Raw genomic sequence first — 17,093 nt, forward strand, 5'->3', positions numbered from 1 at the left:
TGCGCGAGATCGTGTACAACGCCGGCGGCGAGCCCTCGGTGGTGGTCAATGCGGTCATGGCTGGCAAAGGCAACTACGGCTTCAACGCGGCCAACGACACCTACGGCGACATGATCGAAATGGGCATCCTGGACCCCACCAAAGTGACACGCACGGCCTTGCAAAACGCAGCGTCTGTGGCCTCTTTGATGCTCACCACCGAGTGCATGATCTCCGAAGCCCCGAAGGACGAGTCCGGCGCTGGCGGCGGCGGCATGCCTGACATGGGCGGCATGGGTGGTATGGGCGGCATGGGCATGTAAGCATGGGCATGTAATTGCCCTGTCTGCCTGGACTGAGGGTTTGCGCCCTCACCCGGCCAAACAAAAGCCCCGCAAGGTTCATGCCTTGCGGGGCTTTTTTCATGGCGACAGTTCTAGGCCTGCGCTGGAAGGGATCGCTACAAACACGCGGTGCCGATCGCTCTCGCCTAAAGAGCTCACAGGGCCGCAGCCTCGATCTTCAGCACCCAGTAAGCGCCTTTGTCCTGTACCGCTTGAAAGCGCACTTTTTGGCCCACTTGCAAGGCGTCGAGTTGGCTCGGGTCCTTGACCTGAAACACCATGCTCATGGGCGGCATGTCCAGATTCTTGATCTCGCCGTGCTTGAGCGCCACCTTGCCCGCAGCCTTGTCGATGCGCCGCACCTCGGCTGTGGCCCAAGGCAAAGCAGCAACGTCATCGCTCACGCGTTGCAGGCCACCGCGCTGCGCCATGCGGCGAAGCCCCGGATAGTGTTGAAAGCTTTTCGTGCTGCCGTCTTTTTGCACCAACAGCACGTCGTAGGCGTCTTTGCGGCCCTTGTATTCGGGCCCGTCCATGCCGGGGCTGCCAATAGGCATGCCCGGCACCGACAGGCCCAAAGCCACAGGCCGCTCCTTGAGCAGGCGGTGGATGTCTGCAGCGGGCACATGGCCCTCGATCACGTAGCCTCCCACGCTGGCGGTGTGGCAGGACCCGAGTGGCTCGGGCATGCCCAGCCGCTTGCGGGCGGCGGTGTTACCCACGTCGCGCACCTCGACCTTGAAACCGCTGGCCTGCAGGTGTTCCACCCACAAGTGGCAGCAGCCGCAGTTGGGGTCTTTCCAGACCTGAACGTTGGTGGCCTGCGCCAGCGCGCTGCGCTCAAAACCGGTGAGGGCCAATACGGCGGCCGCGGCCAGCCAATGACGCCGGGGCAGGGTGATGGATTGGGCATTTTTCATGGCATGACTCCCTTACTTGACGGTGATGCGGCCGATCATGCCCGCTTCAAAATGGCCGGGGATCAGGCAGGCAAATTCAAAGCTGCCTGCGCGGTTGAAGGTCCAAACGATGGTGCCTTTTTGGCCGGGGTCCACATGCGCCATGTAGGGCTCATCGTGTTCCATGCCGGGATGTTTTTTCATCATTTCGGCATGGGCCTTGAGCTCTTGCGGCGTGCCGATCACGATCTCGTGCAGCACCTTGCCCGCGTTCACGGCCACCAGGCGCACGGTCTCGCCCAGCTTGACTGAAATCGCCTTTGGGGCAAAGCGCATGTCGTCGGTCATGCGGATTTCGATGGTGCGTGTGGCTTTTTTCGGATCGCCTGCAATGCCCCAGTCTTTTTGTTCAGCCGGGGAAGCGGACTTGGCGTGGTGGTTTTGGTGGACAGCGGGCGCATGGGCGTGCGCAGCAGGCAGGGCCAGCAGGCCGATGGTCAGCAGCGTGGCGTGGATTGCGTTGGTCATGACAAGTCCTTGAAAATGATTTTAAAGGTCGCAGCCCTCATGCGATGAGGGCTGCCAAGCGCAGTCAGTGGTGTTTGTGGTTCTCTGGCTTGCGCACGTTGCCAGCAGGTGCTGCAGCATTCTTGGGTGCCACGTCATGCGCTTGCGGCGCACGCGGTGTGGTCACCACCGGTCCGGTGTATTCAAAGGACTGCGTGCCGGGTGGCTGCTTGTAATCACCCGGGTCGCTGTAGTCGCCGGGCTTTTGCTCGGCCCGCACCTTGAGCGTGGTGAACATGCCGCCCATCTCGATGGGGCCGTAAGGCCCGGTGCCAGTCATCATGGGGAAGGTGTTCTCGGGCAGTTCCATTTCCATCTCGCCCATGTCGGCCATGCCGCGTTCACCCATGACCATGTAGTCCGGAATGAGTTTCTGGATTTTTTGCACCAAGCCCCGGTGGTCCACACCGATCATGGTGGGCACATCATGGCCCATGGCGCCCATGGTGTGGTGGCTCTTGTGGCAGTGCATGGCCCAGTCGCCGGGCTCATCGGCAATGAACTCCAGCTGTCGCATCTGGCCCACGGCCACGTCGGTGGTGACCTCGGGCCAGCGCGCTGTGGGGGGCACGGGGCCACCGTCGGTGCCGGTCACCTCAAATTCGATGCCGTGGATGTGGATCGGGTGGTTGGTCATGGTCAGATTGCCCACCCGCACCCGCACCCGGTCGTTCAGGCGTGCCACCAGCGGGCTGATGCCCGGAAACACCCGGCTGTTCCAACTCCAGATGTTGTGGTCCAGCATGGTGTTCACATTGGGGGTTTTGGCTCCCGGGGTGACGTCGTAGGCACTCAACAAAAAGGCGTAGTCGCGGTCCACCTTGGCAATCATCGGGTGCTGGCCCTTGGGGTGGGTGATCCACAGGCCCATCATGCCCATGGCCATTTGTGTCATCTCGTCGGCGTGCGGGTGGTACATGAAGGTGCCAGGCCTGCGTGCCACGAACTCGTACACAAAGGTCTTGCCCACCGGGATCTGCTTTTGGTTCAGGCCACCCACACCGTCCATGCCGTTGGGCAGGCGTTGGCCGTGCCAGTGGATGGTGGTGTGCTCAGGCAATTGGTTGGTCACAAAAATGCGCACCTTGTCGCCCTCGACCACCTCGATGGTCGGACCGGGGCTTTGGCCGTTGTAGCCCCACATGTTGACGACAAAGCCCGGCGCCATTTCGCGCACCACAGGCTCGGCTACCAAATGGAACTCCTTGACGCCGTCCTTCATGCGAAAAGGCAGGGTCCAGCCGTTCAGGGTGACCACCGGCTTGTAGGGGCGGCCCGCACCGGTCACGCCCGGGGGTGTCCAGGGCGGGGCGGTGTCGGGTCGGGTCTGGATGACGGGCTCGGGCAAGCCGGCCAGCGCGCTGCGGCTGACGGCGGTGGTGGCGACCGCTGTACCTGCGATGGTGCCCGCAGCAGCAATGGCTTTTTGGAAAAAATCTCGGCGTTGCATGGTCAGTGTCCTGCGGTGCGGGTGTTGGAGGGGTTGCTGGTGTCGGACACGCTGGCGCTGTCCGCATAGGGCAAGCCAGCCAGCACGGCCATCAGGTCGGCATGGGCCAACCAGCGCTGGCGCTGCGCCTGTAAAGCCGCATCCACGCTGTCGATGCGCGTGCGCACGCTGGCCAACAGGTCCCAAGTGCTTTTCAGCATGCCGTTGTAACGCAGCAAGGTCTCTTGCGAGAGTTCGGTGTGCAGGCGCAGAACCTGCGCCTGAGTGTGCTGCGCCGTCTGGCTGGCCAGCCGGAATGCGGCCAGGGCGTTCTGCACATCGGCATGCACCTGGCGCGCGAGGCGGTCGACCTGCAAACGTGCTTTCCAGGCGTTTTCAAAGGCATGGCTCCAGCGCATGCTGCGGGGGTCCCACATGGGCAGCTCCTGCCCAGCCAAGGCTTGCAGGGCTTGTTGGGCAGCCTGCAGCTCTTGTGCCTTCAAACCCTGGCCTGCCGACAGGCGACGGGCCTGCAGCTCATCCACTGGCCAGCGCAAGTGGGCCTGCAGGGCCTGCGTTTGCAGGGCGGCCACAGCTTCCAGACTCAGTTCGGCCTGCACGTCGACAGGGGTATGCGCAGGCAAATCCACGGGCAGGTGCGGGGGCAACTGCTGCGCCAGCGCTTGGGGGGTCATGCCCGCACCGATGCGTTGCCACAAAGCCTGCAGTGCGCGATCGGCCTGCAGCTGCGCTTTGTCAGCGCGTGCGCGTGCATCCCAGAGCGTCAGCTCTTGCGCCATTTGACGGGCACGGCTCCAATTGCCCACTTGTGCCATGCGCTGACCCAGCTCGGCTCCGGCTTGGGCCACGGCCAGAACATCCCCACTGTGCGCCAGCGACTGACGTGCCACCACCGCGTTGACCCAAAGCCTTTGCACATCCAGTCGCACAAACGCCGCTTGTTGCCGCACAGCCGCCAACTCTGCTGCACTCATGCCCGGCTTGAGCCACAGGGCCTCGTCCTTAAGGGCCAGACGCATGGCCAGGACCAGCGTCAGTTGCCCAGCAGCGGGATGCGCGGGTGGGTCTGGCCTCGGCGGCATGTTCTTTTGTTCCCAGCGCAGCAGGTCCACATGGCCACGCGGGAATTGACCGACAGCCCGGTTGGCGTCCTGCCAAGTGGGGCTTGACGGGACCGGCTGGGCCGATGGCGCAGCGTTGGACGGGGAGCCCGGCCGAGGGCCGTGCACATGCGCCGAAGAGGGTGCGTTTACACCTTGGGTTTGCGACCAGGCAGCAGGCCAAGTGCAGCCCAGCAGCACAGCGCCAACGGCACCCAGCCTGCCAGCGCGATTCAAAAGAGGGATCATGTCAATTTCCTGAAACAGACGAACATGGGATCAACCCGCTTTGGCAGCGAGCAGACGCACCTGTGGCGTGTGGTTCAGGAAATGGGCGGCTTGATCAGTGGCGCAGACATGCGGGCCACATGCGCCCAGGTCGCGCTGACAGGCAGCGGGTGGGCCTGAAAAACAGGCATCACCAAGGGCCACGCCGTCAGGCTCAAGCCTTGGTGACACACGCCGCACAACTGGCAATGCTCATCGTGACAATCGGCTGCTTGGACAGGCACATTGTGCAGCGCAAGCTGGGCGTGGGTTTCCCGCAAGGGCTCTGCCATGACCGCATGGCAGTCATGCGCAGCAAGCGCTTCGGTGTGCTGAGCCGGGCTGGCCGTCGTCAAGATGCCAAGGTGGAGCGAACCGCTATCAGAGATGGGCATCCATGCGCCCGCCCAAAGCCGCAAGGGCATCAGGCACAACAGGAAGCAAAGGAACAAGCGGCGCATCGCTGAATCATAAACCCAGCTCCGCAAGAATCGGAGGGTCAGGACCCAAAAACCGTCCAGGTCTTGTGCTCAGACAAAAGCGTGCAAGCGGCCACGTGCGTCGTAGGTGGTCAAAAACGGTAACGCGTTGCGCTCTGACGCCTGCTTCGTGGTGATGTGGATCAGAGGCGCCGCAAAACGGGGGCGCTGTGCATACCGGCTGGCATCGTAAGCACGACGCCGCTCAGGCAGGCTCAAAACGCTGTAGGCCTGGTTGATCCGGGCCATCTTGGCCGCCCACAACGCGGATGCACCCCCTGGCCGATCAGGATGGTAACGTTGGGCCAATGCGCGGAAAGCCGCCCGAATGACTTCGGGTTCGGCTTGCGGTGTGACACCGAGTTCAGCGTAAAGGTCCATGGCGTTGTCCATGGTTGAATCATAAAATATGAATACAAATAAACTAAATATAAATGAAATTTAAACGTATCAAAATGTTAAAACTCAAACGCATGGCCTGCTGTCAATGCCGGGCTCACTGCGCGTCTTCATGCCTGAGCACCGGGGTTCGCCTTTGAGCGCACACGGGCCGCAAGACGGACCCCGGGTCAAGCCAGGGGTGATCAAGCGGGCTGAAATCAGCCCAAGCGCACGCGCTGCAACAAGGCAGCGCTTGAGGCGTCCAGGCCCTGGGTATCACCCGACAGCAGGCGCGCGTGAATGTCTTGGGCCAACACCTTGCCCAGCTCCACCCCAAACTGGTCAAAGCTGTTGATGCCCCAAACCGAACCGCTCACGAACACACGGTGTTCTTGCAGCGCGATCAGTGCGCCCAAGCTGGTGGGCGTGAGTTCGTCGAGCAGCAAGAAGGTGCTGGGTCGGTTGCCGGGAAAGTGTTGGTGACCGCCCTCGTCGGCTTGGCCCAGCATCAAGGCCTGCGCTTGGGCGATGGCATTGGCCAGCAGCAGTTCTTGGTGGTCGGCCAAGTTGTGCGTGGGCTTTTTGACCGCGATGAATTCCACGAGCACCATGTCGGTGCCTTGGTGCAACATCTGAAAGTAAGCGTGCTGCCCGTTGGTGCCCGGCTCGCCCCAAAGAACGGGTGAGGTGCCATAGAGCAGCGCATGCCCGTTGCGGTCCACCCGCTTGCCGTTGCTCTCCATCTCCAGCTGCTGCAGGTAGGCAGGCAACCGGCGCAAGGCGCAGTGATAAGGGGCGATGCTGCGACTGGTGTAGCCCAAGAAGTTGCGGTACCAGACATCGAGCAAGCCCAGCCGCACGGGCAAATTGGTCTCCAGCGGCGCAGATTGGAAATGCTGATCCATCGCGTGCGCCCCGGCCAGCAGGTCCCGAAAACCCTGGGCACCGATGGCAATGGCCACAGGCAAACCAATGGCCGACCACAGCGAATAGCGCCCGCCCACCCAGTTCCAAAAGCCAAAGGTGGTGGTGATGCCGAACTCAGCCGCAGCTGCCACATGGGTGGTGAGCGCCGCAAAGTGGCGTGCCACATCGCTGCCGCCTTGCGCCCGGAACCAGGCCAGCGCCGAGCGGGCGTTGGTCATGGTCTCGAGGGTGGTGAAGGTTTTGGAGGCGATCAGGAACAGCGTGTTCTCAGCCTTCAGGCCCTTGAGCACCGCAGCCAATTCATGCCCGTCCACATTCGACACAAAGTGAAAGCGCTTGCCGGGGATCACGAAGTCTTGCAGCGCCAGCACCGCCATCTGCGGCCCCAGGTCAGAGCCACCAATGCCGATGTTCACCACGTCGGTGATCTGCGCATCGGCGCGGATGTTTTCGGCATACGCCAGCATGGGTTTGAGGGTGTCGTGCACCCGCTTAAGGGGCGCGGCCAAATCGCCGCTCACAGAGCCTTCAGGTTGGCGCAACAGCCAATGCATCACGGCGCGGCCCTCGGTGTTGTTGATCGGCTCGCCCCGGAACATGGCGTCGCGGTGCGAGGCCAGGCCGGTTTGGCGGGCCAATTCGATCAACAAGCCTTCAGTGGCGGCATCGGTATGGTTTTTGGACAGGTCGGCAAACACATGGGGGGCGGTCTGGCTCAGGGCCAATACCCGCTCGGGATCCTGCGCAAAAGCGGTGCGCAAATCAAAACCCGTGGCCTGTGCCGCATGGGTCGTCAAGGCCTTCCAGGCCGGGGTTTGGTCACAACGCATGGGGAGCTTTCAATCGGACAAGCAGTTGTTGAAATCAAGGTGACTCTCTGCAGGAGCCCACCCCTGTGGGCGATTCAGGTGAACGCCGTTCACGGGTCATCTCGCACGGGGTGCGCTACGGGGGAGTTGTCAAGCTTTCTTCATCATTTCTTCAAGCTTGATGGCATCGGCACAAAAAGCGCGGATGCCCTCGGCCAGCTTTTCGGTAGCCATGGCATCTTCATTGAGCGCCAAGCGGAAAGACGCTTCGTCGTAACTCTCAGCGGGCAGGTCCATCGCCTGGGCCGCAGCGGCATCCAAAGCCTGACCCAACGGTGCTTCGGTGGCGGCCAACTGCGCCAACAATTCAGGGCTGATGGTCAGCAAATCGCACCCGGCCAAAGCGGTGATTTGCCCCATGTTGCGGAACGATGCGCCCATGACTTCGGTGGCGATGCCATGCTTTTTGTAGTGGTTGAAAATCGCCCGCACCGACTGTACACCGGGGTCGTTCGCGCCCGCCATGGCCGCCTCGTCCCAAGCAGCGCCTGCGCTTTTTTTATACCAGTCGTAAATGCGGCCCACAAAGGGCGAAATGAGTTGCACTTTGGCCTGGCCACACGCCACGGCCTGGCAAAACGAAAACAGCAGCGTCAGGTTGCAGCGGATGCCTTCGCGCTGCAGCTCGGCTGCGGCCTGGATGCCTTCCCAGGTCGAGGCGATCTTGATCAGCACGCGTTCACGCGGTATGCCTTGCGCCTCGTACAGCGCCATGATGCGCCGCGCCCGCGCCACGGTGGCAGCCGTCTCAAAGCTCAAACGGGCATCCACTTCGGTCGACACACGGCCGGGAATCGTCTTCAAAATCTCGCAACCAAAACGCACCAAAAGGTGGTCCATCACCCCATCCAGCGGCTGGCCCCGATGCTTCGCAACGGCCTCGGCCAGCAGGGGCGCGTATTCGGGCTTTTGCACGGCCTTCAAGATCAAGGACGGGTTGGTCGTCGCATCTTGTGGCTGGAACTGTGCCAACTGTTTGAAGTCGCCGGTATCGGCCACCACGGTCGTGAATTGTTTGAGGGCGTCGAGTTGGTTCATGGGGGCTTTTCAAAACAGACTTGAATTATCGATGAAACAAAGTTACATTTCAAATCAATTTTTTATGTAACTCAAGAACAGCATGGCTTTTGATCTGGTTTTCTTCGGCGGCACAGGTGATCTGGTGTGGCGCAAACTCATGCCCGCACTGTTTCAGGCCTTTCGCCATGACACCTTGCCTGAAGGCGGCCGCATCATCGGTGTAGGCCGCGACGACCTGAGCGACGAGCAATACCGCCAGCGAATCCAGTCACGTTTTGAGCAAGTCGAAGGCGACAAACGGCCCAACCCCGAAGAATTTGCCCGCTTTGCCAGCCTGCTGTGCTACGTGCGCGTGGACCTGTCCAAGCCTGAGTCCTACGCAGCCTTGGCCAGTCGCCTCGCCGAGCGCGACACCGACCATGTGGTGATGTACCTGTCCACCGCACCCAGCCTGTTCACCACCGTGTGCGAACAACTCGCCGCCAACGGTCTGAACACGCCCAAGACCCGCATCGTGCTGGAAAAACCGCTGGGCCACGACCTGGCCTCCAACCGCGCCATCAACCACGCAGTGGGCCTGGCCTTCAAAGAGCAGCAGGTCTTTCGCATCGACCACTACCTGGGCAAACCTGCGGTGCAAAACCTGTTTGCCATGCGCTTTGGCAACGCCCTGTTTGAGCCCCTGTGGCGACGCGAGCACATCGCCAACATCCAGATCACCATGTCCGAAGAGCTGGGCGTGGAAAAGCGCGGCGGCTTTTACGACAGCACCGGCGCGCTGCGCGACATGGTGCAAAACCACGCCCTGCAACTGCTGTGTGCCATCGCCATGGAGCCGCCCATCAACGCGCATGCCGACGCCATCCGCGACGAAAAACTCAAAGTGCTTCGCGCACTCAAGCGCTGGACACCCGAGACCCTGAGCCAGCACGTCATCCGTGGCCAGTACAGCGCGGGCAACATCGAAGGCAAAGCCGTGCCCGCCTACCGCGATGAACCCGGCGTGAAACCCGCCAGCAGCACCGAAACCTTTGTGGCCCTGCGCACCGAAATCGCCAACTGGCGCTGGGCGAGCGTGCCGTTTTACATTCGCACCGGCAAGCGTATGGCCTCGCGCGAGGCACACATCCAGATCAATTTCCGCCCCACGCCGCACGAAATCTTCAAAAGCCCGGTGGGCCAGGTGAACAAATTGGTGATTCACCTGCAACCCAAAGACGGGCTGGAGTTGCACCTGTTTGCCCAAGGCCAAAGCAAACGCGGCCAAGGCAGCGGCACGCTCAGCCCGGTGCATCTGGACCTGGACTTTGACAAACGCTTTGGCAGCCAGCGCGTGGGCGCTTACGAGCGCTTGCTGCTGGATGTGCTCGATGGCCGCCTGAACCTGTTTGTGCGCAGCGACGAACAAGAAGAAGCCTGGCGTTGGGTCGAGCCCATCTTGCAACACTGGCAGGGTGACAACAACGGTGCGCGCCCGTATGCCGCAGGCACTTGGGGCCCCAGCGCATCGAGTGCCATGATCGCGCGCGACGGCTTTTGCTGGTCTGAAGAAAGCTAAAAGGAATCCACCATGCTCGACCGAATCAAAGCCGCCCTGCCCTCGCTGGCGCCAGCCGAGCAACGCGTGGGCAAGCTGGTGCTGGCCGACCCCCGCGCCTTTGCCAAGCTGCCTGTGACCGAGTTGGCCGACCGCGCCCATGTCAGCAAACCCACCGTGGTCCGCTTTTGTCGCAGCGTGGGTTACGACGGCTTGTCCGACTTCAAACTCAAACTGGCCGGCAGCGTCAACGAAGGCGTGCCTTTCATTCACCGCAGTGTGGACGCCGACGACAAAACCAGCGACATCGCCGTCAAGGTCATCGACAACACCGTGGCCGCGTTTTTGAAGTACCGCAACGACGCCAGTTTCTTTGCGCTGGAACACGCCGCGCAAGCCCTGGCCGCCACCCAGAAAACCAACCGCCGCATCGAGTTTTATGGTGTGGGCAACTCCGGCATCGTGGCGCAAGACGCTCAGCACAAATTCTTTCGCCTGGGCGTCAACGCCATCGCCTACAGCGACGGCCACATGCAGGTCATGAGCGCCTCCATGCTCCAGCCGGGAGACTGCGCCGTGATCATCTCCAACTCGGGCCGCACGCGTGACCTGATGGACGCCTGCGACATCGCCAAAAAGCAAGGCGCCACGACCATCGTCATCACCGCCAGCGGCTCACCGCTGGCCAGCGCCGGGCACATCCACCTCACGGCCGACCACCCCGAGGGCTACGACAAATACAGCCCCATGGTCTCGCGCTTGCTGCACCTGCTCATCATCGACATTTTGGCCACCACCGTGGCCCTGAGGATTGGTGAAGCGCTGCAACCTGCGCTGCGCGACATGAAGAAAAACCTGAGCAGCAAGCGTTACACCTGAACAGTCATTCGGCTGCAGGGGCAGCCTCCCACAGATAGGCTATGCGGGGCCTTGTGGGAGCGAGCCCCTGCTCGCGAATCTGCGCATGTGCCCATAAAGCATTCGGCTGCAGGGGCAGCCTCCCACAGGGCAAAATTTGGCTCTAGGTAGGTGTTGCCTCTGGCCAACTCAGGCGAATGGTTGTGCCGCGCCCATCGGCCAAGGGGCTGCGCACACCGACTTGCGCCCCGTGCTGGCTCGCAATTTCTTTCACAATGGCCAGACCCAAACCACTGCCCGCAACACCCGAGGGCGCGGCGCGGTAAAAACGCTCGAACACATGGGCCTGGTGCTCAGGTGCGATACCGGGGCCATCGTCTTCCACTTCCAGCCACCCCTCCCCCACCCGCACCGTGATGTGCGTGCCCGCAGGGCCGTGGTGAATGGCGTTGTCGATCAGGTTGCTCAAGGCCTCGTGCAGCAACAGGTCTACGCCTTGCACCTCGCATTGCGCCACCTGCACCTCCAGGCCAAGGTCATCGCCCAGCTGGTGGGCACGCATCAAATGCTCTTGCGTCACGCGCCGGGCCAGCGCCACCAGGTCCACCGTTTGCGGGCTGTGCATTTCGCGGGCATGCTCGACCCGTGTCATGGCCAGCAGTTGCTCGGTCAGGCGCACGGCATCGTCGGTGGTTTGCCTGGCCGCCGACAGCAAGGCCTGCGCCTGTTCGGGCTCGGCATTGCGCTGGGCCAGCGCCAGCTGTGTTTTCAGGGCCGTGAGGGGCGTGCGCAGTTGGTGCGCGGCGTTGTCCAAAAAGCGCTTGCGGATGTCGATCAAGCGGCCCAATCGGTCCAGATAGCTGTTCAGCGTCTCGATCAGGGGCCGCAACTCGCGGGGCAAGTCCGGCGGCTGAATGGGCGAAAAGTCGTCGTCGGCCTTGTTCGCCAATTGCTGGCGAAACACCTCCAGCGGCCGGATACCGCGCTGCACCCCCCAGATGACCAAGACCGCCGCAGCCAACAGCAACAAGCCCTGGCTGCCCAAGGTGTCCCACAAAATGTGCTGAATCAATTGCTGACGCGCTTCCATGGTTTCGGCCACCGTGATCTTGATCAGCGGCTCGCTCAGGCCCGCGTCCTCCATGACATGCGTGAGTTGAGCCAGGCGCACGGGCTGGTTCAGGTACACCCCGTCGTCGAACTGCACCAAGGCAAAGTACTTCACGGCCGACTGCGTGCGCACAGGCGCATCGGGCAAAGCCGCCACACCGGCCAAGTACTGACCCGCGGGGTTGGAGACTTTGTAAAACAATCGCGAGCCGGTGTGGTTTTCAAACAGATAGCCTGCGGCCTTCATCACGTCCAGCTGAAGGCGACCATCGCGCCAAGCCAGCTCTTCGGCCAAGGTCCGTGCGGCCAGGTACAAAGACCGGTCATAAGCCTCGTTGGCCGCCTGCACCGCATTGCCATAGCCCACCCAGGCGTTGACGCCGATCAACGCAGCCAGCGGCAGCAAGATCCAACTGAGCAAGCGCCTGCGCAGCGACGCCACGGCGCGGACCGGATGCGCTGGCGTTGTGGTCATGCGCTGCCCGATGGCGAAGTCAGCATGTAACCCATGCCGCGAAAGGTGGTGATCACCACTTCGGCAGGCCCACTGTGGGATGCCGAAGAAGATTCGAGCTTTTTGCGCAGGCGGTAAATCAGCACCTCCACCGCGTCCAGCCCGGCGGCCTCGTCGGCAAACACCTCGCTGTGCAGCTGCTCTTTGCTCACCGTGCGCTGCGGCGAGGACAGCAGCACGCGCAGCGCAGCAGCCTCGCGTTGCGTCAAAGCCAGCACCTGACCGTGCAGTTGTGCGGTGCCGTTTTCGGGTTGCATTTCCAGCGGCCCCCAGCGCAGGGCCGTGGTTTTGGCGCGGCCATGGCGGCGCAGCAAGACCTGCAAGCGGGCTTCAAGCTCACTCAAATCAAAAGGCTTGGGCAAGTAATCGTCGGCGCCCATGTTCAGGCCCAGCACCCGGTCGGGCACACTGGCGCGCGCCGTCAAAATCAACACCGGCACCGCATCGCCCCGCGCACGCAAAGCCTGCAGCACGCTCAGGCCGTCTGGCCCCGGCAACTGCAAATCGAGCAGCACCGCATCAAAGCCGTGCCCCGGCTGCAGGCAGCGCTCAGCCGCATGGCCATCGGTGGCAAATTCAACCGCCATGCCGCCTTGGCGCAAAGCCGTGCCCAGCCAAAGGGCAATGTCAGGCGTGTCTTCCACCAACAAAATTCGGGGGTTCATCGGATGCTTGAGGGTATTCACTGAATGGATTTGACAGGTGCTTGACAGCTTGACGCTTGGCTCGGCACCAAAATCGTGCCATCTGCCCAAGGCACGTGCCCGGCAGTGTGTTTTTCATTTTCACACAGGAGACCTGCATGTCCATTTCCAAACGCGACTTCCTGGCCCTCGGCACTGCCGCTGGTGCTTCTCTGGCCCTGCCCGCTTGGGCTCAGGCCAAACCCATGTTTGACACGCTCAACATGTTCGTGCCCGCTGCCCCCGGCGGCGGCTGGGATGGCACAGCCCGCTCGATCGAACGCGCGGCCAAGGCCGCTGGCCTGGTGGGCAACATGCAGTTTGAAAACGTCGGCGGCGCCGGCGGCATGGTGGGCTTGCCCCGCTTTGTCAATCAACGCAAGGGCCAGGGCAACATCCTGATGGTGGGCGGCTCGGTCATGATCGGCGCGGGCATCGCCAACAAGAGCCCGGTGACCATCAAAAACGTCACCCCCATTGCGCGCCTGACCGAAGAGGCTGGCGTCATCGTCGTGCCTGCTGCGGGCAAGATCAAAACCTGGAAAGAGCTCGAAGCGGCCATCAAAGCCAACCCCAAAGCCGTCTCGGTGGCCGGTGGCAGCGCTGGCGGGACAGACCACTTGATCCTGGGCATGTTGATCAAAGCGCTGGGCAAAAACCCGCGTGAAGCCGCTTACGTGGCCTTTGCGGGCGGTGGCCCCGCCAACGCGGCCATCTTGGGCAACCAGGTGGTGGCAGGCATTTCTGGCTATTCCGAGTTTGAAGAGCAAATCAAGGCTGGCAAGATGATTCCTCTGGCCGTCTCGGGCAAAAGCCGCATTCCCGGCGTCAATGTGCCGACCTTGACCGAACTGGGCATCAACGTGTCCGAATCCAACTGGCGCGGTGTGTTTGCAGCCCCCGGCATCAGCGACGCGCAGCGCAACACCTTGATTGACTTTGTCACCCGCCTGAGTCAATCGGCCGCCTGGAAGCAAGAGCTCGAAACCCGCAAATGGACCAACGCCTTCATGACCGAGCGCCCTTTTGAACGCGATCTGGCCAAAGACATTGCCGAAAAGGAAGTGCTGATGAAAGAACTGGGCTTGGCATGACGCCTGTGCGCCTGGCTCTTTTGCTGCTGACCGTTTGCGGCGTGGCCGCCTGGCAACTCACGGTCATTCCGCCATCGCTGATGCAAATGACCGTGGGCCCGGTGCTGGCCCCGGCCGCCATCGTGGCAGCGCTCACCGTGGTGGCGCTGCTGTACGGCTGGAGCGCCTGGCGCGGACGCCAGGTGGACCTGAGCCAGGACAGCGGACAACAAGCCCTGCCCGGCGCGACCACCCGGATGCTCAGCTTGCTGGGTGGCGGGGTGGCCTTCATCGCGCTGGTCATTCCCCTGGGCTTTGTGCTGCCGGGCACGCTGTGCGGCATGTGCATTGCCCGTGCTTTTGACGCGCCTTTCAATGGCAAGTCGCTGCTCATCTGCGGCCTGATCGCTGGCGTGTTCTGGTTTGTCTTTGCCCGCTTGCTGGGCGTGGGCCTGGGGCCTGCACTGCCCTGGTTGATTTGAATCGGATACCCCATGGAAGCTTTTGACGCCCTGATGGGCGGCTTTGCCATTGCCCTTCAACCCACCACCTTGCTGTGGGGTTTTGTGGGCTGCTTTATCGGTACGCTGGTGGGTGTACTGCCCGGCATTGGCCCGGCGCTGACCATCGCTTTGCTGCTGCCCCTGACCTACCATGTGCCCGCCACCAGCATGTTCGTCATGTTCGCGGGCATTTATTACGGCGCGGCCTATGGCGGCTCCACCACCTCCATCTTGCTCAACACCCCGGGCGAATCGGCGGCGGTGGTCACTGCGCTCGAGGGCAACAAAATGGCCCGTCGCGGGCGCGCTGGCCAAGCCCTGGCCACTGCCGCCATCGGCAGCTTTGTGGCGGGCACCATCGGCACTTTGGCACTCACCTTTTTTGCCCCCTGGGTGGTCGACGCCGCTCTGGCCTTTGGCCCCGCCGAATACTTCAGCCTCATGGTGCTGTCGTTGGTGGCGGTGTCGGCGGTGCTGGGCAACTCCATGCTGCGCGGCCTGGTGGCGCTCGGCCTGGGCTTGCTGCTGGGCATGATCGGCATCGACCTGCAAACAGGCCAACCCCGCTTCACCTTTGGCCGCCCCGAACTGCTCGATGGCATCGAAGTCACTGTCGCCGCAGTGGGCCTGTTTGCCGTGGGCGAAGCGCTTTACTTGGCTTGGCAAGGCCGAGAAACCAAAACAGGCGAAGTCATGAAACTCTCGGGCAGCCTGTGGATGAGCAAGCAAGACTGGGGCCGTTCTTGGAAAGCCTGGCTGCGTGGCGCTTTTTATGGCTTCCCCATCGGTGCCATGCCTGCAGGCGGAGCCGAGTTGCCCACGCTGCTGTCGTACTACACCGAGAAAAAACTCTCCAAGCACCCCGAAGAATTTGGCCACGGCGCGATCGAAGGGGTGGCCGGACCCGAAGCCGCCAACAACGCGGCCGCTGCGGGCGTGCTGATGCCCTTGCTCACCTTGGGCATCCCCACATCGGCCACGGCGGCCATCATGCTGTCGGCCTTTGAAGGCTACGGCATCCAAACCGGCCCTCAGCTGTTCAGCCAACAAGGCGGCTTGGTCTGGACCCTGATCGCCAGCCTCTACATCGGCAACGTGATCTTGCTGGTGCTCAACCTGCCTTTGGTCAGCCTCTGGGTCAAGCTGCTCAAGATCCCGCCGCCCTGGCTTTACGCGGGCATCATCGTCATCTCCACCGCGGGCGTTTATGGCGCAGGCAACTCGGTGTTCAACGTCGGCCTGCTGTTTGTCTTTGGCCTGCTGGGCTACCTGATGCGACGCTTTGACTTCCCGGCCGCACCCCTGATCGTGGGCCTGATCCTGGCGCCCATGGCCGAACAATCGATGCGCCAAGCCTTGACCATCAGCCAAGGCGAATGGTCCACCTTTTTCACCCGTCCCTTGTCGGGCAGCTTGATGGCGGTGGCCGTGTTGCTGCTGGTGGCACCAGCACTTTGGCGACAATTTCGCAGACCAACGAAACTTTAATAAGTAATAACCCGCTTCAAAAATTTCCGTTATTTGATTTAATCACTTTTTGTTTTTCACAACTCGAGTTCAGAGACATGCAAGATCCCCAATCCCCTCTCATTCCCCGCCGTGATTACCTCAAATGGATGGGCGCGGCTGGCCTGGCGGCCACTGGCGTTTCAGGCCATGCCCAATCCGCCTGGCCCAACAAACCCATTCGCTGGATCATCCCGTTTGCACCCGGCGGCACCTCCAGCATCGTGGCGCGCAGCATTGCGACCCAGCTGACCAAGCAAATGGGCGTGTCTTTTGTCATAGACAACAAGGGGGGTGGGGGCGGCGTTCCCGCGATGCAAGAGATGATGCGTACCCCGGCCGACGGCTACACCATCGTCATGAGCCACATCGGTCTGATGGCGGTCAACCCCCTCATCTATCCGGACAGCGGCTATGACGTGAACAAGGACTTTTTGCCCGTGACGCTGCTGTCGCGCGTGCCCAGCTTGTTTGTGGTGCACAAAGATGTGCCCGCCACTGACATGAAGTCCCTGGTCGCTTATGTTCGCTCTCGCCCCGGCCAGCTCAACTACGCCTCTGCAGGCAATGCCAGCGCTGGCCACTTGGCCATGGAAGCGCTCAAGCTGGCCACCGGGATGTTCATCACCCACATCCCCTACCGCGGCACAGGCCCCGCCCTGAACGATGTGCTGGCAGGTCGCATCCAATTGATGTCCGCCGGCACACCAGCGCTCTTGCCACACATCAAAAGCGGCGTCCTGCGCTGCATTGCTGTGGGCACCACCGAACGCATCCCGGTTTTGCCAGACGTGCCCACAGTTCAGGAATTGGGCTTCAAGGACTTTGAAACCGTGCAGTGGTACGGCATCCACGCACGCGCAGGCACACCGCCCGATATTCTTTTGAAGCTGCAACAAGAGTGCGCCAAAGCCGTGAAGTCGCCTGAAGTCATGGCCCAAAACGCCGCCGAAAGCGCCATTCCGGGCGGCGGCCCCTCCAGCGAATACGCCGCCTTTGTGGCCCGTGAACAAGCGCGCTGGAAAGA

The 17,093-nt window shown here is 62.1% G+C and carries 17 protein-coding genes; 7 read left to right on the forward strand and 10 right to left on the reverse strand.

The window, feature by feature from the left end:
• Window positions 1–302 (forward strand): TCP-1/cpn60 chaperonin family protein (locus ACIQ47_RS10355; RefSeq protein WP_396438051.1); only part of this gene is annotated, 302 nt, incomplete at its 5' end.
• Between the two features lie 176 nt (window positions 303–478).
• Here the strand turns inward: ACIQ47_RS10355 and ACIQ47_RS10360 are convergent.
• The 8 genes from ACIQ47_RS10360 to tal form a co-directional block, all read right to left on the reverse strand.
• Window positions 479–1,243, reverse strand: a complete 765-nt coding sequence (locus tag ACIQ47_RS10360; protein WP_396429586.1) for a DUF411 domain-containing protein — start codon at window positions 1,241–1,243, stop codon at window positions 479–481.
• Window positions 1,244–1,255: 12 nt separating this feature from the next.
• Window positions 1,256–1,750, reverse strand: coding sequence for a plastocyanin/azurin family copper-binding protein (locus ACIQ47_RS10365; RefSeq protein ID WP_396429587.1), 495 nt, complete (start codon window positions 1,748–1,750; stop codon window positions 1,256–1,258).
• A 64-nt stretch (window positions 1,751–1,814) separates the two neighbouring features.
• Entirely contained in the window at window positions 1,815–3,239 is a 1,425-nt protein-coding gene (locus ACIQ47_RS10370; protein WP_396438052.1) for a multicopper oxidase family protein, read from the reverse strand.
• Between the two features lie 2 nt (window positions 3,240–3,241).
• Window positions 3,242–4,588 (reverse strand): TolC family protein, encoded by a 1,347-nt coding sequence (locus tag ACIQ47_RS10375; RefSeq protein WP_396438053.1) that lies wholly within the window; start codon window positions 4,586–4,588, stop codon window positions 3,242–3,244.
• Window positions 4,589–4,662: 74 nt separating this feature from the next.
• Window positions 4,663–5,001, reverse strand: a complete 339-nt coding sequence (locus tag ACIQ47_RS10380; protein ID WP_396438054.1) for a hypothetical protein — start codon at window positions 4,999–5,001, stop codon at window positions 4,663–4,665.
• Window positions 5,002–5,136: 135 nt separating this feature from the next.
• A complete protein-coding gene (locus tag ACIQ47_RS10385) occupies window positions 5,137–5,466 on the reverse strand; it encodes a J domain-containing protein (protein ID WP_396429591.1) in 330 nt (109 codons plus the stop codon).
• 218 nt (window positions 5,467–5,684) lie between these two features.
• Window positions 5,685–7,223 (reverse strand): glucose-6-phosphate isomerase, encoded by a 1,539-nt coding sequence (gene pgi, locus ACIQ47_RS10390; RefSeq protein ID WP_396438055.1) that lies wholly within the window; start codon window positions 7,221–7,223, stop codon window positions 5,685–5,687.
• A gap of 129 nt (window positions 7,224–7,352) precedes the next feature.
• The gene (gene tal, locus ACIQ47_RS10395) at window positions 7,353–8,300 is read right to left on the reverse strand and encodes a transaldolase (RefSeq protein ID WP_396438056.1); all 948 of its coding nucleotides are present in this window, start codon (window positions 8,298–8,300) and stop codon (window positions 7,353–7,355) included.
• 82 nt (window positions 8,301–8,382) lie between these two features.
• On the opposite strand from tal, the gene zwf reads away from it, so the two are divergent.
• Window positions 8,383–9,840: a glucose-6-phosphate dehydrogenase gene (zwf, locus tag ACIQ47_RS10400; protein WP_396438057.1), complete on the forward strand. Its 1,458-nt coding sequence runs from the start codon at window positions 8,383–8,385 to the stop codon at window positions 9,838–9,840.
• A gap of 12 nt (window positions 9,841–9,852) precedes the next feature.
• Entirely contained in the window at window positions 9,853–10,698 is an 846-nt protein-coding gene (locus ACIQ47_RS10405; RefSeq protein WP_396438058.1) for a MurR/RpiR family transcriptional regulator, read from the forward strand.
• A gap of 142 nt (window positions 10,699–10,840) precedes the next feature.
• Here the strand turns inward: ACIQ47_RS10405 and ACIQ47_RS10410 are convergent, their stop codons facing one another.
• Window positions 10,841–12,262 carry a sensor histidine kinase N-terminal domain-containing protein gene (locus tag ACIQ47_RS10410; protein WP_396438059.1) on the reverse strand — a complete coding sequence of 474 codons (1,422 nt, stop codon included), beginning with the start codon at window positions 12,260–12,262 and terminating at the stop codon, window positions 10,841–10,843.
• Complete coding sequence (locus ACIQ47_RS10415; RefSeq protein ID WP_396438060.1) at window positions 12,259–12,966, reverse strand: response regulator transcription factor; 708 nt, start codon at window positions 12,964–12,966, stop codon at window positions 12,259–12,261. Before ACIQ47_RS10415 ends, ACIQ47_RS10410 begins: the two co-directional genes overlap by 4 nt.
• A gap of 137 nt (window positions 12,967–13,103) precedes the next feature.
• Here ACIQ47_RS10415 and ACIQ47_RS10420 point away from each other — a divergent pair, with 137 nt between their 5' ends.
• The 4 genes from ACIQ47_RS10420 to ACIQ47_RS10435 form a co-directional block, all read left to right on the forward strand.
• A complete protein-coding gene (locus ACIQ47_RS10420; RefSeq protein WP_396438061.1) occupies window positions 13,104–14,078 on the forward strand; it encodes a Bug family tripartite tricarboxylate transporter substrate binding protein in 975 nt (324 codons plus the stop codon).
• Complete coding sequence (locus ACIQ47_RS10425; RefSeq protein WP_396438062.1) at window positions 14,075–14,539, forward strand: tripartite tricarboxylate transporter TctB family protein; 465 nt, start codon at window positions 14,075–14,077, stop codon at window positions 14,537–14,539. Before ACIQ47_RS10420 ends, ACIQ47_RS10425 begins: the two co-directional genes overlap by 4 nt.
• Window positions 14,540–14,551: 12 nt before the next feature.
• Window positions 14,552–16,048 carry a tripartite tricarboxylate transporter permease gene (locus tag ACIQ47_RS10430; protein ID WP_396438063.1) on the forward strand — a complete coding sequence of 499 codons (1,497 nt, stop codon included), beginning with the start codon at window positions 14,552–14,554 and terminating at the stop codon, window positions 16,046–16,048.
• A 77-nt stretch (window positions 16,049–16,125) separates the two neighbouring features.
• The coding region (locus tag ACIQ47_RS10435) for a Bug family tripartite tricarboxylate transporter substrate binding protein (RefSeq protein WP_396438064.1) at window positions 16,126–17,093 on the forward strand (968 nt) is incomplete at its 3' end.

It is taken from the genome of Limnohabitans sp. (genome assembly GCF_044373035.1).
Lineage (GTDB): Bacteria > Pseudomonadota > Gammaproteobacteria > Burkholderiales > Burkholderiaceae_C > Limnohabitans_A.